Genomic DNA, 22192 nt, shown 5'->3' with positions numbered 1-22192 from the left:
ATGGCCCTCCCGGCGGAGTTCGCCCTGATCGCCCGCCACTTCCGGCCACTCGCCGGGGAGGGGGCGCTGGACCTCTCGGACGACGCCGCCCTGCTCGACCCGCCACCCGGCCGTCAGCTGGTTCTGGCCGCCGATGCGATGGTCGCCGGCGTGCACTTCCTGCCCGACGATCCGCCCGAGACCATCGGGCGCAAGCTGCTGCGGGTGAACCTGTCGGACCTCGCCGCCATGGGGGCGGCGCCGCTCGGCTACCTCATGACCTGCGCCTTCGCGAAAGCCACGCCGGATGCGTGGATCGCCGGCTTCGTCGCCGGCCTGGCGGAGGACCAGCGGGAATTCGCGATCGGCGTGCTCGGCGGCGACACCGTGGCGACGCCGGGGCCGGCGACCTTCTCGCTCACCATCCTCGGCACCGTGGCGCCGGGGCAGGCGCTGCGGCGCAGGGGCGCGCGGCCGGGGGACGAGATCTGGGTTTCGGGGACCATCGGCGACGGAGCGCTCGGCCTGCTGGCGCTGACCGGGCGGCTGCCGCCCGACGCCTTCCTGGCGGAGCGCTACCGGCTGCCGCGGCCGCGACTGGCACTCGGGCAGGCGCTGGCCGGGGTCGCGCGGGCGGCGATGGATGTCTCTGACGGGCTGGTGCAGGACCTCGGCCATCTCGCGCGCGCGGCGGGTTGCGCGGCGGAGCTGTGCGCCGATGCGGTGCCGCTCTCGCCGTCCGCCCGGGCGGCACTGGCCACCGACCCGGCGCTTCGCGAGCGGATCCTCGGCGGCGGTGACGACTACGAGCTGCTGTTTGCCGCGGCGCCGGAGGACGCGCCGCGCGTCCTGGCCGCGTCGGCGGCAGCCCAGACCCCCGTCACCCGCATCGGCCGCTTCCTGGACGGCGAGGGTGTCACCGTGCTGGATGGGACGGGGCAGCCGCTCGCGCTGGGCAGCGCCGGATGGAGTCACTTCGGATGAGCGCCAGCCAGCTCCGCGGGGCGGAAGTCGAGGGCCGGCCAGATGATGCGGCCGATCTGGCGCGCCACGCCCGCGGCAACGTCGCGCGGCTGGCGATCGCCCAGGCCCTGGCCGGCGCCAATGCCAGCATCGTCTTCGCGACGGGCGCGGTGGTGGGCAACTCGCTCGCGGTGGACAAGGCGCTGGCGACGTTGCCGGTCAGCATGTTCGTCGTCGGCACCGCCCTCGCCACCCTGCCGGCGGGCATGCTCGCGCATCGCTACGGGCGGCGCGCGGTCTTCATGCTCGGCTCCGGCTGCGGGGTGCTGGTCGGGCTGCTGGGCTGCCTTGCGGTGCTGATCCAGTCCTTGTGGCTGTTCTGCCTCGCGACGCTGTTCGGCGGCGCCTACATGGCGGTGATCGCGACCTTCCGCTTCGCCGCGGCCGATGGCGTTCCGACGGAAGGGAAGGCGCGGGCGCTGTCCCTGGTGATGGCGGGCGGGCTGTTCGCCGGGATCATCGGGCCGCAGCTGGTGACGCTGACCATGGATGCCTGGCTGCCCTACCTCTTTGCCGCCACCTACCTGGCGCAGGCGGGCGTGGCGGTGGTGGCGGGCGTCGTGCTGTGGGGCGTGCGGCTGCCGCGGCCGAAGCCGGGCGATGCGGCAAAGGGCCGGCCATGGGCCGAGATCCTGCGCCAGCCCCGCCTGCTCGGCGCGGTGGCGGCGGGCGTGGTCTCCTATTTCATCATGAACCTGCTGATGACCTCGGCGCCGCTCGCCATGCGGCTCTGCGGACTAAGCCAGTCGGACGCGAATCTCGGCATCCAATGGCACGTGCTGGCCATGTATGGCCCGTCCTTCTTCACCGGGAAGATCATCGCGCGCATCGGCGCGCCGAAGGTGGTGATGGCCGGCCTGGCGCTCTCCGCCGCCGCGGCGGCGGTGGGGCTGATGGGCCTCGACGTCTGGCACTTCTGGATTTCGCTGGTGCTGCTCGGCATCGGCTGGAACTTCGGCTTCGTCGGCGCCTCGGCCATGGTGCTGGAGTGCCACCGGCCGGAGGAGCGGACCCGGGTGCAGAGCCTGAACGACTTCGCCATCTTCGGCTTCATGGTGGTGGGCTCGTTCATGTCGGGCGGGCTGCTGAACGGCTATGGCTGGGCGATGGTCTGCCTGATCGCCTTCCCGCCGCTGGCGCTGGTCGCGGCCGGGCTGTGGGCGACGGGTGCCCTGCGGCCGGCAGGCACCCGGGGCTGAGCGGTCAGGGCGACGGGCCGTTCCGCTCCGGATCGCCGGCCGGCGAGGCGGATGTTTGCGTCGCCCCCGGCGCGCCGGCGGTGGCGCTTCGTCGTGCGGCCGGACGCGCTGGCCCTCGGCGCGTTCGGCGGCTTGATGTCGCGCGGAGCTGGCAGCGGCGCGTCGTGGAATGACGCGGGAAGCCTCGCGCCGCCTCAGCGGCCCTGGGGCGCCGGGGAGCCGGGGCCGGTCGGGGCGGCGCCGGCGATGCCGGGGCCGACGCGGCCAATGTTTCCGAACAGCTGCTGCAGCAAGGTCCGTTCGTTGCCGGGAGAGGGGGTGGTGCGGCTGACCACCTGCACGTCGCGCCCATCCTCCGGACCGAGGCTGGTCACGTCCCGCACGGTGCCCTGGTTGTCGAAGCGGATGCGCACCACCCGCTGGTCGTCCACCGCCAGCAGGCGGCCGGGGCGCTGGCGGGTGACGCCGCCGATATAGAACCAGTCGCGGTCGTCGAAGGTGCCGGTCGCGGAGGGGGAGCCGAGCAGCGTCTCCACATCCCGCTGAGACGAAACGCCGACCACCACCTGGCGCAGATCCTCCTCATCGACCAGGTGGCCGCGGAGCTGGCGGGGCGAGTCGAAGATGTCGGCGCCCGGCAGCGCCGGCATGGAGGGCAGCGAAGGCATTTCCGGCAGGTAGGAGCATGCACCGAGCAGCACGAGCGCCGCGCCGGCCAGCGCAAGACGCGCCGGGCGGGGCCGGGCGCAGCCGGTGGCGGGCCTGCCCTTCGTGCCAATGGCGTGAGGCGACGCGTTGACCATCCTGCTGGGGCGCTCCATGTGGGCCGCATGCCATTGCGTCGGCCCGCGGTCAATCCGCGCGCTGCCCTGGCCACCCTGGTTCCGGAGCTTCGCATGGGCCTGCTCGGCCTCTTCGCCCGCAAGCCGCATGAGCGGGCGGGCTTCGCCCTCTACGGTGCCGCCGTCTCCGCGGCGCGCCAGCCGCTGTTCTTCGACACGCTCGGCGTGCCGGACACGCTGGACGGGCGGTTCGATCTCGTTTCGCTGCACACCGGGCTGCTGGTCTGCCGGATCTCGCGCGATGCCGATCCGCGCGCCAAGGCGCTCTCCCAGGCGGTGTTCGACGCGATGTTCGCCGACATGGATGTCAACCTGCGGGAGATGGGGGTGGGCGACCTGGTGGTGGGCAAGCGGGTCAAGCGCATGTGGGAGGCCTTCCACGGCCGCGCCCAGGCCTATGACGCGGCGCTGCGCGCCGGCGATCGGCCGGCGTTGACCGAGGCGCTGGCGCGCAATGTCTGGCGCGGCGCCGCGCCGGCGGGCGCGCCGGCGCGGCTGGCCGCGATCGCCGCCGCGGCCGATGCCGCCCTGGCGGCGATTCCCTTCACCGATCTCGTCGCTGGCCGCGCCAGCTTTCCGCCGCCCCATGGCCCGGAGCCCGTCGCATGACCCAGCCCGAATTCTCCCGCCCCGTCCGGCTCGGCCCCGACCGGCGCGACATCACCCTGGAGGCGAACGAGGCCGAGCGGGGGGCGCTGGCGCGGCGCTTCGGCATCCTCGGCATCGGCGCGCTGACCGCCACGCTGCGGCTGGAGCCGGAGGCAGGCGGCTCGGTGCGGGCCCGCGGACGCCTCTCGGCCCGGGTCGAACAGCTCTGCGTGGTGACGCTGGAGCCGGTGGCACAGCGCGTCGAGGTGGCAATGGACCTGCGCATCCTGGGCGAGGGGGAGGAGCCCGCCGACGAGGACCCGGACAGCCCCGACGAGATCGAGAGCCTGGGCGGCGTGGTCGATCTGGGCGAGGCGGTGGCCGAGCAGCTCGCCCTGGCGCTCGATCCCTATCCCCGCGCCGAGGGCGCCACCCTGCCGCCGCTGGACGACGAGGCGCCGGAGGGCGGGTCGCAGGCCGCGCCGGCACGGCCCAACCCCTTCGCCGGTCTTGCCAAGCTTCGCGAAGGGTGATCAATCCGCGCCGGGCTGCGCGCTCGATGCTTGCGGCGCCCGGGGGGCGGTGGTAATCCGCGCGGCTCACCCGATCTTGCAGCTCGTTGACGAAAGAGGCTCGGCACCATGGCCGTTCCCAAGAAGAAGGTTTCGCCCTCCCGTCGAGGGATGCGTCGAAGCCACCACGCCCTGACCGCTTCCGCGCACCATGAATGCGCGAATTGCGGCGAGCTGAAGCGGCCGCACCATGTCTGCTCGCATTGCGGGCATTATGACGGGCGTGAGGTCGTCGCCGCCGAGAAGGCCCGCAGCGTCGTCCGTGTATGAGACGTGCCATTCCCGCGGGCGCGTCTGACGCGCGTGGGGCGCGCGAGATCGTCGAGACCACCGCCCGGGCCACAAGCGCCTGGGTGGTGTCGCGGCGAATGAGGCATGGCATGACGCATCAGGGCCGGCATCGTGGCTGAGGCAGCGCAATCGGCCGCGCCGGCGCCGTTCTCGCTGGCAGTGGACGCCATGGGCGGCGACCATGCGCCGGAATCGGTGCTGGACGGCCTCGAACTGGCCGCCGAGCGGCATCCGCATGCCCGCTTCCTGCTGGTGGGCGACGAGGCGCGGCTCGGTGCCCTGCTCGCCACCCGGAAGCGCGCCGCCAAGGCCTGCAGCCTGCGCCACGCGCCGGAAGCCATCCCGGGCGACCTGAAGCCCACGGCGGCGCTGCGGATCCGCGGCTCCTCGATGCGGGTGGCGATCGACGCGGTGGCCTCGGGCGAGGCGGCGGGCATCGTCTCGGCCGGCAATACCGGCGCGCTGATGGCGCTGGCCAAGATCGTGGTGAAGACGCTGCCCGAGATCGACCGGCCGGCGCTCGCCGCCATCGGACCCTCGGCGCGCGGCGACGTGGTGATGCTCGACCTCGGCGCCAATGTGCAGTGCGACGCCCGCAACCTGGTTGAATTCGCGGTGATGGGCGACGCCTTCGCCCGCTCCGTGCTCGGCCTGACCCGGCCGACCATCGGGCTGCTCAATGTCGGCTCCGAGGAGCTGAAGGGCGACGAGCGCGTGCGCCAGGCCGCCGAGACGCTACGCGATTCGGTGTTCGGCGAGAATTTTCGCGGCTTCGTGGAGGGCCATGACATCGCCGCCGGCACGGTGGACGTGATCGTCACCGACGGCTTCACCGGCAATGTCGCGCTGAAGACCGGGGAGGGCGCGCTGAAGCTGATGCGCGACCTGCTGCGCCAGGTCTTCACCAGCTCCATCCCAGCGCGCATCGGCTACCTGCTGGCCCGCCCGGCGCTGGATCGCCTCCGCGAATGGATGGACCCGCGCCGCTACAACGGCGCGGTGCTGATCGGGCTCAACGGCGTCGTGGTGAAGAGCCATGGCGGCACCGATGCGCTCGGCTTCGCCCATGCGGTGGACGTCGCCATGGACATGGTGACCCACCGCTTCAACGACCGCATCCGCGAGGGGCTCGGCCGCCTCGCGCAGGCCGCGCCGCGGGTTCCCGCCGCGCCGCGCTGAGGGGCACCCCGACCATGTCCTCGCTGCGCGCCGTGATCGCCGGCACCGGTGGCTACCTGCCGGAGCGGTCGCTGTCGAACGACGAACTCGCGGCCTGGAAGGGCCTCGAGACCTCGGATTCCTGGATCGTCGAGCGCACCGGGATCCGCCGCCGCCATATCGCCGCCCCCGGCGAGAGCGCGTCGGACATGGGCGCCGCGGCGGCGCGTGCGGCGCTGGCGCAGGCCGGCGCCGGGCCGGCGGACGTGGATGCGATCATCGTCGCCACCTCCACGCCCGATTCCGCCTTCCCGGCCACCGCCACGCGCATCCAGGCGAAGCTCGGCGTGGCGCGGGGCTTCGCCTTCGACCTGGCCGCCGCCTGCACCGGCTTCATCTACGCGCTCGGCGTGGCGGATGCGCTGATCCGCACCGGCCAGGCGCGCGGCGTGCTGGTGATCGGCACCGAGGTCTATTCGCGCATCCTGGACTGGGCGGACCGCGGCACCTGCGTGCTGTTCGGCGATGGCGCCGGCGCGGTGTTCCTGCGCGGCCTGCCGCTTGCCGAGGCTGGCGGGCGGGGTCTGCTCTCCACCCACATGCATGCCGATGGCCGGCACGGCGACATCCTGGTGGTGGATGGGGGGGCGGGCACGACCGGCGGCACCGGCGTGGTGCGGATGGCCGGGCGGGAGGTGTTCAAGCACGCCGTCACCAAGCTGGCTGCCGCGGTGGACGAGGCGCTGGCGGCCAACGGGCTCGGCCATGGCGACGTGAACTGGCTGGTGCCGCACCAAGCCAATCTCCGCATCATCGAGGCGATGGGCAGGAAGCTGCACCTGCCGCTGGAGCGCGTGGTCGTCACGGTGGACCGCCACGCCAACACCTCCGCTGCCTCGATCCCGCTGGCGCTGGCCGAGGCGGCGCGCGACGGACGGATCAAAACTGGCGACCTGGTGCTGATGGAGGCGATCGGCGGCGGGCTGACCTGGGGCGCGGCGCTCGCGCGCTTCTAGCGACCGCTTCTTTTTGCTGTCCGCGCAGGATGCTGCGATTGCAGCGCCTTACCGGCCGTTCCTGCCATGGCGTTGCAGCCGGGCGGGGGTGCTCCGAAACAAGCGGTTGACGGCCGTGCCACATGCGGCTTTTCTTGGACTTTGAGGGGCTTGCGATGCCCTGCTGCGGCCTCAAGCCGGCAGCGGAGGACCTCGCGGAACGCCCCGCATGAAGGCCCGGCGATGAAAACGATCACGCGCGCAAACCTAGCGGAGGCGATCTACACGCAGGTCGGGCTCTCGCGGAATGAGAGCGCTGCCCTGCTCGAGACCGTGCTCGAGCACATGTCGGCGACGCTGGAAGCGGGGGAGTCGGTGAAGATCTCCGCTTTCGGCTCCTTCGTCGTGCGCCAGAAGGGCAAGCGGGTGGGCCGCAACCCAAAGACCGGGGTCGAGGTGCCGATCCTGCCGCGCAAGGTGCTCTCCTTCCGCCCCTCGCAGGTGCTGAAGGCGCGGCTCAACCCGGGGCAGAGCGTGGGTCCTGACGACGAATGAGCGACGAGGAGTTCGGTGGCGGGGACGACGATGCCGCCCGGCCCCGGCCGCGCAAGGCACCCACCGCCTTTCGCACTATCAGTGAGGTAGCGGACGATCTTCAGATTCCGCAGCATGTGCTGCGCTTCTGGGAGACGAAGTTCCCGCAGCTCAAGCCGCTCAAGCGCGGCGGCGGTCGCCGCTACTACCGGCCGGAGGACATCGCGCTGCTGCGGCGGATCTCCGACCTGCTCTACACCCAGGGCTACACGATCAAGGGCGTGCAGCGCCTGCTGCGCGACGGCGGGCTGGAGGAGGCCGGCGGCATGCCGGACCTCTCCGCCGAGGAGACGGACCGCGAGGACGGCGACGAGGCCGCGGTCGTCGCGCTGCGCGAGGCGCTGGATGCGCTGGAGCGTCTGGCCCACGAGCTGCGCGCGCTCGCCTCGCGCAACTGATCCCGGGCGCGGGGCCAACCCCCTTGCGGGCCGGCGATGCCCCGCCGATCCTCGGGCCGGCGCCGCGCCATCCCGGCCGGCTCCCGCAAAGATGAGGCACCGGACCATGGCCGAGCGCATCCTGGTGGTGAACCCGAATTCCAGCGTGAGCTGCACGCAGGGGATCGAGAGGGCGTTGTCCGGCTTCGGGGCGCCGGGCCTGCCGCGGATCGAGGTGACGCGGCTGGCTGACGGCCCGCCGGCGATCGTCACCTGGCGCGACTGGTTCTCGGTGGCCGAGCCGCTCTGCCGGCTGGTCGAGCGCGAGCCGGCCGCGGCCTATGTCATCGCCTGTGTCTCCGACCCTGGCGTGGATGCGGTGCGCGTCGCCACGCGGGCGCCGGTGTTCGGGCCGCTGCGCAGCGCGGTGGCGGCGGCACTGGCGCGGGCCGACCGCTTCGGCATCATCGCCTTCGGCGATCCCTCGCTGCCACGGCAGCGCCGCGCGCTCGCGGCGATGGGGGTGGAGTCGCGGCTGGTCGCGCATATCCCGCTCAACCTGGACATGGAGGTGCTGACCGATCCGATTGCGCCGCGCGCCGCGCTGATCGAGGCGGGGCGGCGGATTGCGGCGGCCGGGGCGGAGGCAGTGATCCTCGGCTGCGCCGGCATGGCCAGCCACCGTGCGGCGGTGGAGGCGGCCTGCGGCCTGCCGGTGATCGAGCCCTGCCAGGCGGCGGCGGCGCTGGCGATCCAGGCGGTGGTGGCCGGCAGGCCGGCGCTGGCCGCGGCGGCGGAATGAGGCGCCTGCTGGCGCTTGCCTTGGTCGCGGCCACGCCCGCCGCGGCGGTGCTGCCGGAGCCGCCGGGCGATCCGCTGGCCGGCGAAGGTGTCCGTCTGCTGGAAGGCGGCCGCTATGAGTTCGGCCTGCCCTTGCTGGAAGCTGCGCTGGCGCGGCTGCCGGGCGACCCGGACATCCTGGTCTACATCGCCTTTGCCCATCGCCGCAGCGACCGGACAGAGGCGGCGCTGGCCGCCTATGCGCAGGCACTGGCCACCGATCCCGGGCATCCGGGCGCGCTGGCTTATCAAGGGTCGCTGTTCCTGGAACTCGGCCGGCGGGCGGATGCGGAGGCGAACCTGGCGCGTCTCACCACCGCCTGCCCGATCTGCGCGGAGCGCGAGACGCTCGCGCGCGCGATCGCTGCGGCGGTTGAGAGCCGATCGCCCTGAGGGTGCTCACCGCAGGTGGGCACGCCGGCGCGATCGGCGCGAACACCCGGGAGCGCGAGTTACTTCACGGGCAGTCGGCTGCAGGGGCCCTACTTCAGCTTCGGCGCGGCCGGCTTGCCGTCCCAGCTCTCGGTGATCCACTTGAAGGCGGTGGTCCAGGCGGGGTCGGTGTTGGGCGGCAGCCGGCCCTCGCGCAGATTGGCGAGGTCCACATCGGCCAGCTGCAGATGCGGCCGCTCGCCGGGGCGGGAGACCAGGCCCTCGTCGGCGCCGATCGCCTCGAGCCGGTCCCACATATGGGCGTGTGCCTCGTCGTCGTCCCAGGACCAGCGGCCTTCCAGCACCAGCACGAAATCCGCGGCCAGGCCGAACTGGTGCAGGCTCTCCCACGCCTGCACCGGCGTCAGGATCCGCCCCGGCCGATTGCGGCCTGACCCGTAGAGGTGGTTCTGCCGCCAGGGCCCTCGCATGCCTTCGTAGATGCCGAAGGGAACACCCTCGGCGTTCAGCCGCGCGACCGTGCGCAGCGCACGATTGCGGAAGGCGGGGTGCAGCATCTTGGGGTCGCGGTTGGCACGCTCCACGTTCCGCCAGGGGAACATCTCGGCCACGTATTGCGGCGGCTTGGCGCCGGCGACCTGCCGGCGCAGCAGCCCGGAGGGCGCAAAGCCGCGCGTGCCATTCGGCGCTTCCACCTCCAGCCAGCCCGGCCCGGGCTCGCCGACCAGGGTGACCACCTGGTCCAGCGGCAGCGCGCGGAGCGCCTTGTGCTCCGGCCCCGGCCCCTCGCGCAGCTGGGTGGCGGCGGCGATGCGGAACAGCATGGGGTAGGGAGAGGGTGCGGACATGAGGGGTCCTTGCGATCTGCGCAGCCAGGGGGCGTAAGGGCGGGCGTCGTGTAGCCCGACGGCCCGGGTCGCGCCAACCGCAACCGCCGCGCCGGCCGTTGCGGGGTGCGGTCGCCTCGCGTAGAGGCGGACGGGGTGCCGGCCCGCGGGCACTGGCGATGGGGGCAAGGGTATGCACGGGGGCGATGGGGAGCGGGCTGCGCCGTCGCCGTCACTGCTGGATCACATTCTCCAGCGCGGGCTGTTGCTGCCGCGTCATCGCGACCGGCGCTTCGACATCCTGGAACTCGTCGGCGGGCGCCGCGTGCCGCCTGCCATGGGCTGGGACCGGCACTTCCCGCTCGCGCGGGTGATGACGGCCGACCTCTCCGCACGCTCCTTCCGGCTGGACGGCGTGCCCGCAAGTCTGGACGCGCCCGATGCTGGCGACCACGGCCCCAGGCCCTTTCTCCTCGCCCTCGCCGCTCAGGTCGAGCCGCTGGTGATTGTCGATGCCGCGATGCCGGATGCACGCCTGCGCGGCCTCGCGCTGGCCATGCTCTACCCGGTGCTGCAGCCCGGCGGCGTCTATGTCCTCGAGGGCGCCGCCCCGCCCGGTCAGACCGTGGTGGCCGGCGAAGCCCTCGCGGCACTCGGGCGGCTTGCCGCGCCGCCGCGGGCCGGGGCCACGGACGCCGAGGCGCCCTCCGACCCTCCGGGCCGATTCGAGACCTTCCTCAGGGCGACCGCCCACTCGGCAGTGTTTCGCCGCCGTGCGATCATGATCCGCAAGCGGCAGGCTGCCGGCGCGCAACGCCTGCCGGCGAAGTTGCCGATCCGGTCGCTGGACGAGGCGGAGCCCGGCACGCGCGCCTTCGACAATGGCGGCAGCTATGCGCGCATCCGGCCGAACATCTTCGACATGGCCGAGCCACTTGCCGCGAAGATGCAGGCCATGCTCGAGCGTCGGCTCGTCGAGCCCCCGCCGGCGCGGGCCGCCCGGCTCAGGAACTGCCTGGTCCTGGAGGATGGCGTCGTGGTGCCCGAGGCCGGGTCGGTCATCCGGGAGAGCCTGATCAACCAGCACAGCGCGCACCGCTTCGCCGGGCTCTACCGCCCTGAGCTGGAGGCGCCCTTCGCGGTCCTGGAGGCGCCGCCCAACCCGACCACCCTGCCGGACGGGGAGACCCATGTGCTGCTGAAGCAGCGCTGGGACTCCAACTACGGTCATTGGCTCATCGAGAGCCTGCCGCGCATGGCCATGGTGCGTGAACTGGCCGATCCTGCCGGATGCCGCTTCCTGGTGCGGCAGCCCGTGTCGGCGCAGATGCGGGCGGTCTGCCTCGACAGCCTGGCGCTGTTCGGCGTTACCGCCGGGCAGGTGGACTTCGTCGGGAACGAGGCGCTCGCCATCCCGAACCTGATCTACCCCGCACCGCTGACGGTCCAGCCCTGGATCAAGGCGCCGCTTGCGATCCGCACGCTGGAGGCGCTGGCCGGTCTGGTGCAAGGCGCCGTGCCACCGGAGCCGCAGCGGATCTATGTTTCGCGGAACCGCTACCAGAACAGCCGCCGTCGCCTGCTCAACGAAGCGGACCTGCTCCGGCTGCTGCTTGCTCGCGGCTACCGCGTCATCGAGCCGGAGACCCTTTCGCTGCGCGAGCAGATCGCGACCTTCGCGGCCGCGGGGACGGTCATCGGCAATCTCGGCGCGGCGCTGAGCAACCTCGTGTTCTCGCCGCCCGGCGTGCGGGTCTTCGGGCTGACCAACGGGCGCATGATGGACAACTTCTTCTACGACATCGTCTGCCACAAGCGGGGCGAGTACTGGTCCCTGCATGGCCGCGCCGCGACGCCCGCGCGCGGCATGCAGTCGGACTTCACGATCGATCTTGCCCGCTTCGCCGCGCTGCTCGACGCCTTCGAGGCGGGCGGCTGACCGCCCGCCGCGCGCCGCGTCAGCCCTTCGGCGTCCAGTCCGGCGGCGGCTCGCTGCCCACCTGCGCGGTGATGCGCGTGTAGTGCTCCGGCCGGCGGTGCTTCGCGAAGTTGAAGATGGTCGTCCGCCCCAGCTCGCACATGCCGAGGTCGCAGTCGGCGGTGATCACCTCGTCCTCCCAGCTGGTCGCCTGGGCCATGATCTCGCCCTGCGGGTTGACGATGATCGAGTGGCCGAACAGCTCGTGCCCGTCCTCGGTGCCCGCCTTCGCCACGCCGACGCCGAAGCAGGCATTCTGGTAGCAGCCGGCCTGGATCGAGAGGTGGCTGTGCAGCACCCGCAGATGGTGCGCCTCGAAGCCGCGATTCTCCATGTTGAGGGACGGCGTGTTGTAGCCGAGCATCACCAGCTCGACCTGCTGCAGCCCCAGCACGCGCCAGGCTTCCGGCCAGCGCCGGTCGTTGCAGATCATCATGCCGATGTTCACCGGCCCCGCGCTGCCGACGGGTGCGCGCACCACCGGGAAGCCGAGGTCGCCCGGCTCGAAATAGCGCTTCTCCAGGTGCTGCACCTTGCGGATCGGGTCGAACTCCGCATGGCCGGGCAGGTGCACCTTGCGGTATTTCAGCGCGACCTGGCCCGAGGGATGCACGTAGATCGCGGTGTTGAAGCGATGCCCGTCCGCCGTCTTCTCGGCATAGCCGAGGTGGAAGCCGATGTTCAGCCGGCGCGCCGCGTCGAACAGCGGCGCGGTGGCGTTCGAGGGCATGGCGTGCTCGTACCAGTGATCGGCCTCGTTCAGATCCTCATGGTACCAGCGCGGAAAGAAGGTGGTCAGCGCCAGCTCGGGATAGACCACGACTTCCGCGCCGCGGCGCGCCGCCTTCTCCATCAGCGCGACCATGCGGGCGACGGCGACGTCGCGGCCCTCGGCCTTCTGGATCGGGCCCATCTGGGCGGCGGCGACGACGAGGCGGCGGGACGACATGGGCGGCGGGGTTCCCTGATCCGGCGGTGCGCGCGCAGTTAGCCCGTGATGGCCGTGCCGGGCCAGCCCCAGCGATGCGTCAATTCCCGCGTGCGCCCGCTGCCGCCGGCAGCAGCGCCGCCAGGCAGGCTTCCGTGACATCGGCCTCGCCGAGCGCGCCGGCGAGCAGCCGGCAGAGGATCGGCGCACGCAGCGGCCAGGCCTCTTCCGGCCTGGGCGCTGCGCCGGGCGCGAAGGTCGGCGGTCCGCCGGCCAGCGCCACCGCCGCGGCGAGCGGCAACGCCCCGCCCTCGAAGCCGGTCCGCGCGGCCGCGCCGCCCGCAGCCTGCAACGCCGCCGGGCCGGCGGAGCCGAAGCCGATCGCAACCACCAGCCCGGCGCCGACGTCCTGGCGCAGCGCCGCCGCGCCGGCGGAAAGCACGGGTGGCGGGTCCGGCGGGCACGGCGCCTCGCCCGGCTCCAGCTCCATCACGGCGGTGCCCTCGGCGATCAGGCCTGCGCGCAGCATGGCGAGCAATGCCGGCGCCGCCTGGCGATCGGCCAGCAGGATCGCCGCCGCGTCGCCGACCGCCCAGCCCGGCGGCAGGGCAAGCAGGGCGGGTTGCGGCGCGCCCGGGTGCGGCTCGATCCAGAGCAGCTGATCCTGCGGCAGCTCCAGCTCCAGCGCCGGCGCCATGCGCGCAGCGGCGAGCGGCAACAGGAAGGCAAGCCAGGCAGGCGGAACGCGGCGCATCGGCCCCACTCCTTCGCGACGAGGCTGCGATTTCCCGGCGCGCGCAGCCTCCGCCTGCCGCGGCTGTCCGCGCAATATCTCGAAAGTCGTAGTGGCCGCGCCGCCGTGGTGGTCGTGCAACTCGCTGCGCGGCGCGTGCTGGCGCTGGAGCCCGCCGCACCGGCGCCTAGGCTGACCAGACGGGAGCGTGAATGCCTGCTCGGCCTGACCGCCGGCCTGCGCGACCGCGTCGCGGAGAAGCTCGGCCCCTCGCGCGTCACGGTGGACCTGCATCTGAGCCGCGCGCGTAAGCGCTTCGGCGCGCGCACGCGGGAGCAGGCGGTGGCTCATACCAGATCCCGCGGGTCTCAACCTGCGCCCACCGGAAGGCGGGCGAGCGGCCGAACGGCCGCCGCGGGAAATACCGCGAACCCAAGCGCGCGAACGCGCGCGCCGACGGTCGAGGGCGGATCGGTCACGATCCGCGGGATCTGGCATCAGCGCTTGCGCGGCCCACCCTCGGTCGGCACCTGGGTCGGCTCCAGCGTCACCGCGAAGCTCGTCAGCAACTCGTCCGCGCCGCTCTGGATCGGCTTGAAGCCGACATGCCCTGTGTAGGAGCGCCAGGGCACCAGGCTGGCCTTGATGATCTGGTCGTAGAGGTTGGTCGGGGTGTCCACGCCCGACACCTCAGGCGAGCGCGTCACGCCGGCGGCGTAGCAGGCGCGCGAGGCATGGGTGGAGCAGTTGTTGCCCAGGATGGTGAAGCCGTCCGTCTTGGCGCGCATGGAGAGCCAGGATTTGCGGAACGCCTCGGCCCGCGCCTTGCCCACATCCATGACCAGCACCGTCGAGACGCAGGGCGCGCCGCGAGCATCGGAGAGATTGACGTAGTGCGGGCGGCTGGCGAGGAAGTTGCTGTAGCTGAAGACGGCGCCAGCCGCGTTCACCAGCCCACCGCCGAAATAGCCCACCGGCGCGCCACCCGGCAGGATGCAGTCGCTGTGGCCGCCGCCTTCCTCGGCGTCGGCGGCATGGCTCTTCTTGTAGCGCACGACATAGGCGATCTTCCCGCCGTCGATGAACGACAGGTTCACGGCACTGTACATCTCAACCCCTCGCTGAAAAGCGCGCGGGCTTATGCAGCGCCTGCCGTGCGCCCGGAAGGCGGAAAAGGGTTTCGTCCGTGTCGGCGCGGGTTTCGCGCGTTACGGATCACTCCGGCGGCGTCGCGCCCACCTGTTCGACGATGCGGCGATAGTGCTGCGGCCGGCGATGCTGGGCGAAGTTGAACATCTTCTCCTTGCCCTGGCGGCAGGCATCGAAATCCACCTCCGCCACGATCACCTCGTCGCCGAGCGTCTGCGCCTCCGCCACGACCAGGCCGTTCGGGTCCACGATGACCGAGCCGCCGATCAGCCCGGCGCCGTCCTCGTTGCCGGCCTTCGCCACCGCACAGGCCCAGGTCGCGTTCATGTAGGCGTTGGACTGCGCGGCCAGCTTCGAATGGAAGGTGCGCAGCTCCGCGCTCTCGCTCTCGCCGCCATTGGGGTCGTAGGCGGCGGAGTTGTAGCCGACCATCACCAGCTCCACCCCCTGCAAGCCGAGGCAGCGCCAGCCTTCCGGCCAGCGGCGGTCGTTGCAGACCAGCATGCCGAGCACCGGCCGGCCCCATGCCTCCGGCCCGCGCGCGACGGGGAAGCCGAGGTCGCCGTACTCGAAGTACATCTTCTCGAGCTGCTGGTACTTCTGGCCAATCTTCACATGGTCGCTGCCCGGCAGGTGGACCTTGCGATACTTGAACAGGATGTCGCCATCCGGCCCGACAGTGATCGCGCTGTTGAAGCGGTGGCCATCCGGCGTGAGCTCGGCATACCCGACATAGAAGCCCAGGCCGAGCGCGCGAGCCCGGTCGAACAGGGGCTGGACATGCGGGTTCGGCATCGCCGCCTCGAAGCTCTCCAGCAGTTCCGGCGCGTCGCTGCCCATCGGCCAGCGCGGGAAGAAGGTGGTGAAGGCGAGTTCCGGGAACACCACGAGCTTCGCGCCCTTCGCGGCCGCCTGCTCCAGTAGCGCGATCATGCGCTGGAGTGTCGCGGCGCGGCTGTCGGCGCGCTGGATCGGCCCCATCTGGGCGCCGGCGAGGATCAGCTTGCGGCTCATCGGAAGAGGTCCCTGATATCCTGGCGGGTGCCGCCGAAGGCACGCCATATAACCATGAAGCCCAGCGCGAGGCCGAGGCCGGCGAGCAGCCCGCCCATGCCCTCCTGGCCCGGCGCGAGCATCGGCCCGAGCATGGCACCGAGCAGCCCGACCCCGACGCCGCCGCCGATCGCGAGCAGGAACTGCGTCATCCCCGGCTTGCGCCGTGGCGGTGCGGCCGGCTGCCCGGTGCGGGAGGGGCGCGGCGGGCGCTTGATCCAGCGCTGGTGCTTCGGGCGGGCGGCGGCCATGCGCGCGGTGTAGCGCCTGCGGCCGGCCGCGTCAGCCCGCCGCCATCGGCCGCGGCCCGATCGGGCAGGTCGCCTCCCGGCTCACCAGGTCGAAGACGAACAGCATCTTCGCCATGCCGGTGAGCACCGCGGCGACCATCGCCAGCTCCACCATCTCGGCATCGGAGAAGAAGTGGCGCAGCTCGGCGGCCAGCGCCGGCGTCATCTCGCCCGCCATGTTGGGCAGCGCCATCTCCTCGGCGAGGCGCAGCACCGCCCGCTCGCGGTCGTCGAAGACCTGGGCGGCGGTGTCGCCGATCGCCGCGATCTGCTCGGGGGTGACGCCCGCATCCTCGGCCGAGCGGGTGTTGCCGCGGTTGCAGAAGGCGCAGCCATGCAGGGTGGAGAGCTTCAGGCGCAGCAGCTCCTTCACCCGCCGCTCGACACGGCCCTTGAAGAAGACCTCGGCGTAGAAGCCGTCATAGTACCAGCCGAGCAGTTCCGGCGCCTGCGCCAGGACCTCGATCAGCGTGGACTCGCCGCGCACCGCCTCCGCCGTCTCGGCGACCTGCCGCCAGCGTTCCGGCATCAGGTCGCGGGGCAGCGGAGGGATGCGCGGATCGGGCATGGCGCTAGCCCGCCAGCTCCGGCCGGATCGCCTCGACGATCGGGCGGTAGCGTGCCGTCTCCGCGGCGATGAAGGCGGCCGCGCTCTCCGGCGTGCCGGGCTGCGACGCCGCGATGCCGGCATCGGCGAGCTGGGCGCGGAAGGCGTTGTCGGACAGCGCGGCGTTGGTCGCTGCCGAGAGCCGTGCGAGCACCGGCGCCGGCACGCCGGGCGGCGCGAAGACGGCGTGCCAGAGCACCGCGGTGAAGCCGGGCCGGTTCAGCGCCTCGGCCGCGGTCGGCACCTCCGGCGCCTGCGGCGCGCGGGCGGCGGTGGCGACCGCCAGCATCCGCGCGCGGCCGCCGCGGTGCAGCGGCAGCCCGGCGCCGAGCGTGTTCACCGCCATCGCGAGGGTGCCCGCGACGAGATCGTTCATCGCCGGCGCGGCGCCGCGATAGGGGATGTGGTTGATCTGCACGCCGCCCGCCTCGCGCTTGAGGATCTCGGTGGCGAGATGCATCAGCGTGCCGGTGCCCGGCGAGCCATAGGCCATGGGCGGCTGGGCCGCGCGCGCGGCGGCGAGGAACTCGGACAGCGTGCCCGGCTGCTGCGGATGCACCAGCCAGCAGAGTGGCCCGCCGCCGAGTTCGGCCACCGCCACGAAATCCTTCGCCGCGTCGTATTGCGGCTGCCTCGTCACGAGGTTGTAGAGCGCATGGGTGGAGGCGGTGCCGAACAGCAGCGTGTAGCCGTCGGGCGCGGCGCGCTTCACCTCCTGCGCGCCGATCGCGCCGGCGGCGCCGCCGCGATTCTCCACCACCACCGACTGCCCGAGCTCGCGCGCGATGCGTTCCGCATAGAGCCGTCCATAGACATCGGTCGGACCGCCGGCCGGGAAGGGGATCACCAGCCGGATCGGGCGCGCGGGGAAGGCTTGCCCGAAGGCAGGCGTGGCGAGCGCTGCCGCGCCGGCACCGAGGATCGTGCGTCGGCTAAAGTCCCGCATCGCGCCAGGTCTCCGCGGGCTGCTCCGGATGAGGAACCATGCCGGCGGCCCGAACGCCGGCGATGGCTGCATATTCGTCCTTGTCGGAGGCATCGCCACTGACGCCGACCGCGCCGATCACGGCACCGTCAGCTCGACATACCAGTACGCCACCCGGAACCGGAATGAATTTCCCATCCGACGCGGCGGCGATGGCGGATTGGAATGCCGGCCGTTCCTTCAGCCGGTCGCGGATGATGCGGCTGCCGATCCCCATTCCGAGCGCGCCATGCGCCTTGCCCCGCGCGATCTCGAAGCGGAGGATGCCGGAGCCGTCCTCGCGCTTCGAGCACACGATGTGCCCGCCGGCATCCAGCACCACCACGGTCAGCGGCAGCAGGCCGGCGTCACGCCCGGCCTTCAGCGTCGCGTCGCAGATCGCCTCGGCGGCCGCGAGCGGCAGGTCCACCGCCAGCCGCTTCACGTAGTAGTCGCCGCTGCTCATGCGCACTCTCCCGTCGAATCGCGGTGTCCCCGAACCTGTGCGGCCGCATTGCTTGCCGTGCCTTGTCCCAGGAAGGCGACGCTGCGGAAAGGGCTTGGGCGGGCGTGTTTCGAGCGCTGGCGGGCCATGGGTGCGCGGTGCGGACGTGATCGGTCTTCGCGTGTAGCCCGCTCGAGGCGTCGCGACCATGGGGCTGCAAGGCGGCGAAGCCGCCGCCGCCTGGGCGCGCCGCTATCACACCGTTGTGCATCTGGTGCGGCCGCGCGGGCGTTCGTTGCAGCCCATCTCCCGTCCCGCCGGGCACGATCCGAACAGGAAGCGATCCATGCGCATTCCCGCTCCTTTCCTCCGGCCGGTTGCCACGAAGTGGGTCCCGCATCACGGCCCGCCGGCCATGGAACATGGACTGCCGCCCAGCCTCGCCTTCGTGCTCGCCTCCTCCTGGATCATCGGCACGCCCGGCCCGGACGAGTTGCCCGGCACGGCCCAGAAGGATCGCATACTGAGCCTTGGCGGAGCGGACACCATCGAGGGCCTTGGCGACGCCGACCTGATCTTCGGCGGCTCCGGGAACGACCTCATCCGTGGCGAGGGCAGGAGCTTCGAGGGTGCGCAGATCGGCGGCGATGATACCATTCTCGGCGGTCCGGGCGACGACACGATCCTCGGCGGATACGGCTTTGGCCCGTTGGATGACGGCGACAACCTGATCTTCGGCCAGGCCGGGGATGACAGGATCACCGCCGGCTGGGGCGCCGACACGGTCCTTGGCGGCTCCGGGGACGACGTGATCACGGGCTACGGCACCTTCGTCGGGGTACCGTTCCGCGCTGCCGACCAGGTGCTGCAGGCGGAGCCTGCCGACCTGCTGCTCGGCGGCGCCGGCGACGACCTCATCGAAGGTGGAGGCGGCGCCGACAAGCTTCATGGCGGCACCGGCGACGACACCCTGATCGGCGGCTATGGCGCGGACCTGCTGTTCGGCGGGCCGGGCGCGGACGTGTTCGTCATGCGCCTCCCGCCCGTGCCCTTCGCGACGACACCGGATACCGGGGTGGGCGAGGGGCAGCGCGACATACTGGGCGATTTCCGGCAGGGCCGCGACCTGATCGATCTCAGCGACTACGACGATCCGGCCCGCTTCTTCACCTTCCCGGGCAGCCCGTCCGCCATCGACCTGCCGGCGCCGATCTTCCTCGGCACGGAGCCCTTCGAGGCGAGCTTCGCGCTGCAGGTCCGCTACGACATCCTCCCGGAAGGCCGAACCGTCGTCCAGTTCGCGACGCCGCTCGGCGCGTTGCCTCCCGCCGAGGACGCCATCCCGGCCATTCCCGAACCGACCGGCGAGATCGAGTTGCCCGGTTTCGTCGTGCTCACCAGCGCCGACTTCGTGCTGGACTATGTGATCTAGCCGTCCAGTGCGCTGCGGCGGTGCTGGCGGGGCACGAACTTCCCGGTGCCCGGCTTCGCCTTCACCGCCGTGCCGTCCCAGATCTCCGCCCCGCGCAGGAAGGCCGAGGCCACGCGCGCCTTCATCGCCCGGCCGTGATAGGGCGACCAGCGCGCATCCTCCTGGTCCACGATGGTGCGCTCGTCGAACACGAATTCGCCGCGCTCCAGGATGCAGAAATCCGCGTCGGCGCCGAGCCGGATGCCACCCTTCCGCGGGTCGAGACCATGGAAGCGCGCCGGCTCCTCCGAGCACATCCGCGCCATGACGGAGGGCGCCAGGCCGCGCTCGACCAGCAGGGTGTACATCAGCGGCGCGAAGCTCTGCATGCCGGTGAGCCCGGCGCCGACGGTGAAGATGTCGCCGTTGTACTCCTTCTTCGGCTTCGGCCAGGGCGCGTGATCCGTGGAGACATAGCTGACGATGCCCTCGCGCATCGCGCCCCACATCCGCTCCACCTCGGTGGCGCTGCGGAAGGGCGGGTTGCACTTGCCGAAGCCCTGCAGGCGGACGATGTCGTCCTCGGTCATGCAGAGGTACTGGATGCAGGCCTCGCCCGAGCACTTGGCGCCCTGTCCGCGGTAGATCTGCGCCAGCTCGAAGCCGCGGGCCAGCGAGGAATGCGCGATGTGGACGTGCGCGCCGGTCTCGAGCGCCATCTCGAAGATCTCGAGGTCGGCCATGGTCTCGGTGATCGGCGGGCGGGTGCGGCAGTGCCAGATGGGGGAGGTGTTGCCCGCGGCCTTTGCGGCCTCGGTCAGCTTCACCACCAGCTCCTGGTCCTCGTTGTGGACCGCCACCATCAGCCCGGTCTTGGCGATCTCCGCGAAGGCGGCGAGCATGGTGGGGTGGTCGATGCGCGGGAAGCGGTGCGCGTCGTACTCATAGGTGGAGACCTTGAAGGAGCTCGCCCCGGCCTCCGCCAGGCCGGCAATCTCCTCCAACCCGCCCGACTTCCTGATGGTGCCGTAGAGCGCCATGTCCACATGGGCGGTCCGCTCCACCCAGCCGACCTTCTCCTTGAAGAGGTCCACCGTGGTCACGGGCTCCGGCACGTCATAGGGCATGTCGCAGACGGTGGTGACGCCGCCGGCGGCCGCCGACATGGTGGCGCCGTGGATCCCCGGCCAGCCGCGGGAGGAGGCAGTGTGCATGTGCCCGTCCACCAGGCCCGGCATGACCAACTTTCCCGCGTGGTGCGCCACCGCCCTGGCCGGCGGCGGCGCGCCTTCGCCGATGGCGGCGATCGTCTCCCCGCGCACCGCGACATAGCCGCCCGTCACCACGCGGTCGGACAGGACGATGTCGCCCGTGATGACGAGGTCGAAGGGCGTGGCGTCGGTCATGCGGGTATCTCTTGCGGTGGATCCGCCGCGGAGGCTAGGCGGTTGTGCGCCCCGCGCCAACACCGTGGCGCGGATGATCCTCCGCCCGGTTCCGCCACGCAGCCGGGCAGGGACAGACAGCGCCGCTCCCTACCGCTCCTGGATGGACACTCCGCTCGGGCCGACGTTGATCTCGACGCCCGACTTCTGCTGTTCGGCATAGAGCCAATAGCCGACGCCGCCGGCGAGAACGCCGAGGACACCGATAACGATGAGGAGCAGATTGCGGTTCATCATTCCCTGCTTTCAGTCGGACGTCTCCGAGCCTGATGAGGACGGCCGGGCGCGATGGGCGATCCCCGGTTTGGGCGCCGCGACGTTCAGATTCGTCCCATCAGCACAAGGATGAGCACCACGATGAGGATCACGCCGACGATACCGACGCCGCCATGGCCGTAGCCGTAGCCGTAGCCGCCGATCACCCCGCTGAACCCGCCGAGCAGGGCGATGACGAGGATGATGAGCAGGATCAAACCGAGTGACATGAGGGTTCAGTCCTTCCTCTGGCGCCTGATGTCCCGCAGGTGCCTGTCCGGGTTCGCCGCGCGCGCTGCCCCGTGGCACCGCGCGCCCCAGCCCTACCGGTTGCGGAGCGACTGGTCGTAGAGGTAGCCGCCCACGCCACCGACGCCGGCACCGAGCAGGGCGCCGAGGCCCGCATTCCCGCCGAACGATCCGACAATGCCGCCGAGCGCGCCGCCGCCGAGGGCACCGACGCCGACATTCTGCTGCTGCTCGGTCATCCCCGCGCAGCCGGCCAAGCCGATGCCGACCACGAGCATCAGGATCAGACGCTTTGCGTGCATGGTGATCTCCTGTCTCTCAGCGAGCGGGGCGCGAGGTGCGCGACCGTGGCGGGCTCGGCGGGCAAGGGAAGTTCGACTGCGCCCAGCGCACCAGCCCATCGAGCGCTGCCTCGCTGCCGTGCTGCGGGTTAGCGCGAGCCCAGGCGGCGAAGGCGATGCCGGATTCCGCCACGGTCGGACCGGGCACCGGCACGCAGAACAATGGCCGCATGGCGCCGCCAGCAGGATGCAGCAGCTGGTGATACTGGCCGAAGCTGGTGAGGAAACCCTGGCAATAGGCGATGGCTTCGAGGCGCGGCACGCCCTGCCAGGCGGGGTCGCAGACGGCGGCGAGGTCGGTGACTGTCTGTACATGGGTCACCGCGGGCCGCTCGGCGCCCTGCGCCATGGCAGGTGGCGGGAGCGCCAGGCACCCTGCCAGGACGGCGCCGAGCGCCGTGGTCTTCGTCATGCTCATGCCGTCATCCTCCTTCGCTGCCCGCTTCTTCGTCCGGCGATCGGCATTCCCCTGGAGGGTCCAGGTGGGCGACGGCCCGTTGGCGCGTGACTGCAACGCCCGTGGCAGTGCCGGTCGTATTGCCGAACGCTGGTGGAGTCGTCCCATCCATGAGCGACTTCTACATTACGACCTGGGTATAAGCTCAGCGCGTCGGACGCCGTATGACTCTTTTCTTCATTGGGCATTCCGAAGCATCAATGTTCTGC

28 protein-coding genes and 1 pseudogene are annotated in these 22192 nt (G+C 71.8%); 14 read left to right on the top strand and 15 right to left on the bottom strand.

Annotated elements, in window-relative coordinates; translation table 11 throughout:
• Together thiL and ACESM1_RS06270 are read left to right on the top strand one after the other, a co-directional pair.
• Complete coding sequence (thiL, locus tag ACESM1_RS06275) at positions 1-963, top strand: thiamine-phosphate kinase (RefSeq protein WP_372618758.1); 963 nt, start codon at positions 1-3, stop codon at positions 961-963.
• The gene (locus tag ACESM1_RS06270) at positions 960-2201 is read left to right on the top strand and encodes an MFS transporter (protein WP_372618755.1); all 1242 of its coding nucleotides are present in this window, start codon (positions 960-962) and stop codon (positions 2199-2201) included. Before thiL ends, ACESM1_RS06270 begins: the two co-directional genes overlap by 4 nt.
• A 194-nt stretch (positions 2202-2395) precedes the next feature.
• Here ACESM1_RS06270 and ACESM1_RS06265 read toward each other — a convergent pair whose 3' ends face one another.
• Complete coding sequence (locus ACESM1_RS06265) at positions 2396-3004, bottom strand: outer membrane protein assembly factor BamE (RefSeq protein ID WP_372618753.1); 609 nt, start codon at positions 3002-3004, stop codon at positions 2396-2398.
• Between the two features lie 93 nt (positions 3005-3097).
• Between ACESM1_RS06265 and ACESM1_RS06260 the strand changes: the two genes are divergently transcribed.
• The 9 genes from ACESM1_RS06260 (at position 3098) to ACESM1_RS06220 (ending at position 8851) form a co-directional block, all read left to right on the top strand.
• On the top strand, positions 3098-3652 hold the full coding sequence (locus tag ACESM1_RS06260) for a ubiquinol-cytochrome C chaperone family protein (RefSeq protein WP_372618751.1): 555 nt from the start codon (positions 3098-3100) through the stop codon (positions 3650-3652).
• Complete coding sequence (locus tag ACESM1_RS06255) at positions 3649-4164, top strand: YceD family protein (protein ID WP_372618750.1); 516 nt, start codon at positions 3649-3651, stop codon at positions 4162-4164. The genes ACESM1_RS06260 and ACESM1_RS06255 overlap by 4 nt, the downstream gene beginning before the upstream one ends.
• A 108-nt stretch (positions 4165-4272) precedes the next feature.
• Positions 4273-4473, top strand: a complete 201-nt coding sequence (gene rpmF / locus ACESM1_RS06250; RefSeq protein ID WP_372618748.1) for a 50S ribosomal protein L32 — start codon at positions 4273-4275, stop codon at positions 4471-4473.
• A 189-nt stretch (positions 4474-4662) separates the two neighbouring features.
• The gene (plsX, locus tag ACESM1_RS06245; RefSeq protein WP_372619087.1) at positions 4663-5673 is read left to right on the top strand and encodes a phosphate acyltransferase PlsX; all 1011 of its coding nucleotides are present in this window, start codon (positions 4663-4665) and stop codon (positions 5671-5673) included.
• Positions 5674-5687: 14 nt separating this feature from the next.
• On the top strand, positions 5688-6668 hold the full coding sequence (locus tag ACESM1_RS06240; RefSeq protein WP_372618746.1) for a beta-ketoacyl-ACP synthase III: 981 nt from the start codon (positions 5688-5690) through the stop codon (positions 6666-6668).
• Between the two features lie 222 nt (positions 6669-6890).
• The gene (locus ACESM1_RS06235; protein WP_372618745.1) at positions 6891-7202 is read left to right on the top strand and encodes an integration host factor subunit alpha; all 312 of its coding nucleotides are present in this window, start codon (positions 6891-6893) and stop codon (positions 7200-7202) included.
• Complete coding sequence (locus tag ACESM1_RS06230; RefSeq protein ID WP_372618744.1) at positions 7199-7639, top strand: MerR family transcriptional regulator; 441 nt, start codon at positions 7199-7201, stop codon at positions 7637-7639. Before ACESM1_RS06235 ends, ACESM1_RS06230 begins: the two co-directional genes overlap by 4 nt.
• Before the next feature lie 106 nt (positions 7640-7745).
• Entirely contained in the window at positions 7746-8420 is a 675-nt protein-coding gene (locus ACESM1_RS06225) for an aspartate/glutamate racemase family protein (protein WP_372618743.1), read from the top strand.
• The gene (locus ACESM1_RS06220; protein WP_372618741.1) at positions 8417-8851 is read left to right on the top strand and encodes a tetratricopeptide repeat protein; all 435 of its coding nucleotides are present in this window, start codon (positions 8417-8419) and stop codon (positions 8849-8851) included. The genes ACESM1_RS06225 and ACESM1_RS06220 overlap by 4 nt, the downstream gene beginning before the upstream one ends.
• Before the next feature lie 89 nt (positions 8852-8940).
• Here ACESM1_RS06220 and ACESM1_RS06215 read toward each other — a convergent pair whose 3' ends face one another.
• Positions 8941-9699, bottom strand: coding sequence for an SH3 domain-containing protein (locus tag ACESM1_RS06215; RefSeq protein WP_372618739.1), 759 nt, complete (start codon positions 9697-9699; stop codon positions 8941-8943).
• Positions 9700-9943: 244 nt separating this feature from the next.
• On the opposite strand from ACESM1_RS06215, the gene ACESM1_RS06210 reads away from it, so the two are divergent.
• Complete coding sequence (locus ACESM1_RS06210) at positions 9944-11617, top strand: glycosyltransferase family 61 protein (protein WP_372618737.1); 1674 nt, start codon at positions 9944-9946, stop codon at positions 11615-11617.
• 19 nt (positions 11618-11636) lie between these two features.
• On the opposite strand, the gene ACESM1_RS06205 is transcribed toward ACESM1_RS06210, so the two are convergent.
• Together ACESM1_RS06205 and ACESM1_RS06200 are read right to left on the bottom strand one after the other, a co-directional pair.
• Positions 11637-12605, bottom strand: coding sequence for an N-carbamoyl-D-amino-acid hydrolase (locus ACESM1_RS06205; protein WP_372618735.1), 969 nt, complete (start codon positions 12603-12605; stop codon positions 11637-11639).
• A gap of 79 nt (positions 12606-12684) precedes the next feature.
• Positions 12685-13338: a hypothetical protein gene (locus ACESM1_RS06200; RefSeq protein WP_372619092.1), complete on the bottom strand. Its 654-nt coding sequence runs from the start codon at positions 13336-13338 to the stop codon at positions 12685-12687.
• On the opposite strand from ACESM1_RS06200, the pseudogene ACESM1_RS06195 reads away from it, so the two are divergent.
• Positions 13222-13653 (top strand): annotated as a pseudogene (locus ACESM1_RS06195) (LuxR C-terminal-related transcriptional regulator); the annotation flags it as partial. The gene ACESM1_RS06200 and the pseudogene ACESM1_RS06195 sit on opposite strands and share 117 nt — an antisense overlap.
• A gap of 161 nt (positions 13654-13814) precedes the next feature.
• Here the strand turns inward: ACESM1_RS06195 and ACESM1_RS06190 are convergent.
• The 6 genes from ACESM1_RS06190 to ACESM1_RS06165 all read right to left on the bottom strand — a co-directional run bounded on the left by ACESM1_RS06190 (position 13815) and on the right by ACESM1_RS06165 (position 17846).
• Positions 13815-14426, bottom strand: a complete 612-nt coding sequence (locus ACESM1_RS06190) for a hypothetical protein (RefSeq protein ID WP_372618733.1) — start codon at positions 14424-14426, stop codon at positions 13815-13817.
• A 106-nt stretch (positions 14427-14532) separates the two neighbouring features.
• Positions 14533-15480 carry an N-carbamoyl-D-amino-acid hydrolase gene (locus ACESM1_RS06185; RefSeq protein WP_372618731.1) on the bottom strand — a complete coding sequence of 316 codons (948 nt, stop codon included), beginning with the start codon at positions 15478-15480 and terminating at the stop codon, positions 14533-14535.
• Positions 15477-15770, bottom strand: a complete 294-nt coding sequence (locus tag ACESM1_RS06180; RefSeq protein ID WP_372618729.1) for a hypothetical protein — start codon at positions 15768-15770, stop codon at positions 15477-15479. The genes ACESM1_RS06185 and ACESM1_RS06180 overlap by 4 nt, the downstream gene beginning before the upstream one ends.
• A gap of 31 nt (positions 15771-15801) precedes the next feature.
• Entirely contained in the window at positions 15802-16377 is a 576-nt protein-coding gene (locus ACESM1_RS06175; protein ID WP_372618727.1) for a carboxymuconolactone decarboxylase family protein, read from the bottom strand.
• 4 nt (positions 16378-16381) lie between these two features.
• Positions 16382-17362 carry a Bug family tripartite tricarboxylate transporter substrate binding protein gene (locus ACESM1_RS06170; protein ID WP_372618725.1) on the bottom strand — a complete coding sequence of 327 codons (981 nt, stop codon included), beginning with the start codon at positions 17360-17362 and terminating at the stop codon, positions 16382-16384.
• Positions 17349-17846: a GlcG/HbpS family heme-binding protein gene (locus tag ACESM1_RS06165; RefSeq protein WP_372618723.1), complete on the bottom strand. Its 498-nt coding sequence runs from the start codon at positions 17844-17846 to the stop codon at positions 17349-17351. The genes ACESM1_RS06170 and ACESM1_RS06165 overlap by 14 nt, the downstream gene beginning before the upstream one ends.
• 325 nt (positions 17847-18171) lie before the next feature.
• Here ACESM1_RS06165 and ACESM1_RS06160 point away from each other — a divergent pair, with 325 nt between their 5' ends.
• Entirely contained in the window at positions 18172-19257 is a 1086-nt protein-coding gene (locus tag ACESM1_RS06160; protein ID WP_372618722.1) for a calcium-binding protein, read from the top strand.
• Here ACESM1_RS06160 and ACESM1_RS06155 read toward each other — a convergent pair.
• From ACESM1_RS06155 to ACESM1_RS06135, 5 genes are all read right to left on the bottom strand, one after another.
• On the bottom strand, positions 19254-20642 hold the full coding sequence (locus tag ACESM1_RS06155; protein ID WP_372618720.1) for a dihydroorotase: 1389 nt from the start codon (positions 20640-20642) through the stop codon (positions 19254-19256). The two genes, ACESM1_RS06160 and ACESM1_RS06155, sit on opposite strands and share 4 nt — an antisense overlap.
• Before the next feature lie 129 nt (positions 20643-20771).
• Positions 20772-20915, bottom strand: coding sequence for a hypothetical protein (locus tag ACESM1_RS06150; protein ID WP_372618718.1), 144 nt, complete (start codon positions 20913-20915; stop codon positions 20772-20774).
• An 86-nt stretch (positions 20916-21001) separates the two neighbouring features.
• On the bottom strand, positions 21002-21166 hold the full coding sequence (locus ACESM1_RS06145) for a DUF3309 family protein (protein WP_372618716.1): 165 nt from the start codon (positions 21164-21166) through the stop codon (positions 21002-21004).
• A gap of 93 nt (positions 21167-21259) precedes the next feature.
• On the bottom strand, positions 21260-21487 hold the full coding sequence (locus ACESM1_RS06140; RefSeq protein ID WP_372618714.1) for a glycine zipper domain-containing protein: 228 nt from the start codon (positions 21485-21487) through the stop codon (positions 21260-21262).
• A 16-nt stretch (positions 21488-21503) separates the two neighbouring features.
• On the bottom strand, positions 21504-21944 hold the full coding sequence (locus tag ACESM1_RS06135) for a Rap1a/Tai family immunity protein (RefSeq protein ID WP_372618712.1): 441 nt from the start codon (positions 21942-21944) through the stop codon (positions 21504-21506).
• Between the last annotated feature and the right edge of the window lie 248 nt (positions 21945-22192).

Source organism: Falsiroseomonas sp. (genome assembly GCF_041690465.1).
GTDB lineage: Bacteria > Pseudomonadota > Alphaproteobacteria > Acetobacterales > Acetobacteraceae > Falsiroseomonas.
This window is presented reverse-complemented; position numbering and strand designations above follow the sequence as displayed.

Coding starts and splice junctions, on each gene's coding strand:
- thiL (WP_372618758.1), top strand. CDS start 1: ATGGCCCTCCCGGCGGAGTTCGCCCTGATCGCCCGCCACTTCCGGCCA.
- ACESM1_RS06270 (WP_372618755.1), top strand. CDS start 960: ATGAGCGCCAGCCAGCTCCGCGGGGCGGAAGTCGAGGGCCGGCCAGAT.
- ACESM1_RS06265 (WP_372618753.1), bottom strand. CDS start 3,004: ATGGTCAACGCGTCGCCTCACGCCATTGGCACGAAGGGCAGGCCCGCC.
- ACESM1_RS06260 (WP_372618751.1), top strand. CDS start 3,098: ATGGGCCTGCTCGGCCTCTTCGCCCGCAAGCCGCATGAGCGGGCGGGC.
- ACESM1_RS06255 (WP_372618750.1), top strand. CDS start 3,649: ATGACCCAGCCCGAATTCTCCCGCCCCGTCCGGCTCGGCCCCGACCGG.
- rpmF (WP_372618748.1), top strand. CDS start 4,273: ATGGCCGTTCCCAAGAAGAAGGTTTCGCCCTCCCGTCGAGGGATGCGT.
- plsX (WP_372619087.1), top strand. CDS start 4,663: ATGGGCGGCGACCATGCGCCGGAATCGGTGCTGGACGGCCTCGAACTG.
- ACESM1_RS06240 (WP_372618746.1), top strand. CDS start 5,688: ATGTCCTCGCTGCGCGCCGTGATCGCCGGCACCGGTGGCTACCTGCCG.
- ACESM1_RS06235 (WP_372618745.1), top strand. CDS start 6,891: ATGAAAACGATCACGCGCGCAAACCTAGCGGAGGCGATCTACACGCAG.
- ACESM1_RS06230 (WP_372618744.1), top strand. CDS start 7,199: ATGAGCGACGAGGAGTTCGGTGGCGGGGACGACGATGCCGCCCGGCCC.
- ACESM1_RS06225 (WP_372618743.1), top strand. CDS start 7,746: ATGGCCGAGCGCATCCTGGTGGTGAACCCGAATTCCAGCGTGAGCTGC.
- ACESM1_RS06220 (WP_372618741.1), top strand. CDS start 8,417: ATGAGGCGCCTGCTGGCGCTTGCCTTGGTCGCGGCCACGCCCGCCGCG.
- ACESM1_RS06215 (WP_372618739.1), bottom strand. CDS start 9,699: ATGTCCGCACCCTCTCCCTACCCCATGCTGTTCCGCATCGCCGCCGCC.
- ACESM1_RS06205 (WP_372618735.1), bottom strand. CDS start 12,605: ATGTCGTCCCGCCGCCTCGTCGTCGCCGCCGCCCAGATGGGCCCGATC.
- ACESM1_RS06200 (WP_372619092.1), bottom strand. CDS start 13,338: ATGCGCCGCGTTCCGCCTGCCTGGCTTGCCTTCCTGTTGCCGCTCGCC.
- ACESM1_RS06190 (WP_372618733.1), bottom strand. CDS start 14,426: ATGTACAGTGCCGTGAACCTGTCGTTCATCGACGGCGGGAAGATCGCC.
- ACESM1_RS06185 (WP_372618731.1), bottom strand. CDS start 15,480: ATGAGCCGCAAGCTGATCCTCGCCGGCGCCCAGATGGGGCCGATCCAG.
- ACESM1_RS06180 (WP_372618729.1), bottom strand. CDS start 15,770: ATGGCCGCCGCCCGCCCGAAGCACCAGCGCTGGATCAAGCGCCCGCCG.
- ACESM1_RS06175 (WP_372618727.1), bottom strand. CDS start 16,377: ATGCCCGATCCGCGCATCCCTCCGCTGCCCCGCGACCTGATGCCGGAA.
- ACESM1_RS06170 (WP_372618725.1), bottom strand. CDS start 17,362: ATGCGGGACTTTAGCCGACGCACGATCCTCGGTGCCGGCGCGGCAGCG.
- ACESM1_RS06165 (WP_372618723.1), bottom strand. CDS start 17,846: ATGAGCAGCGGCGACTACTACGTGAAGCGGCTGGCGGTGGACCTGCCG.
- ACESM1_RS06160 (WP_372618722.1), top strand. CDS start 18,172: ATGCGCATTCCCGCTCCTTTCCTCCGGCCGGTTGCCACGAAGTGGGTC.
- ACESM1_RS06155 (WP_372618720.1), bottom strand. CDS start 20,642: ATGACCGACGCCACGCCCTTCGACCTCGTCATCACGGGCGACATCGTC.
- ACESM1_RS06150 (WP_372618718.1), bottom strand. CDS start 20,915: ATGAACCGCAATCTGCTCCTCATCGTTATCGGTGTCCTCGGCGTTCTC.
- ACESM1_RS06145 (WP_372618716.1), bottom strand. CDS start 21,166: ATGTCACTCGGTTTGATCCTGCTCATCATCCTCGTCATCGCCCTGCTC.
- ACESM1_RS06140 (WP_372618714.1), bottom strand. CDS start 21,487: ATGCACGCAAAGCGTCTGATCCTGATGCTCGTGGTCGGCATCGGCTTG.
- ACESM1_RS06135 (WP_372618712.1), bottom strand. CDS start 21,944: ATGAGCATGACGAAGACCACGGCGCTCGGCGCCGTCCTGGCAGGGTGC.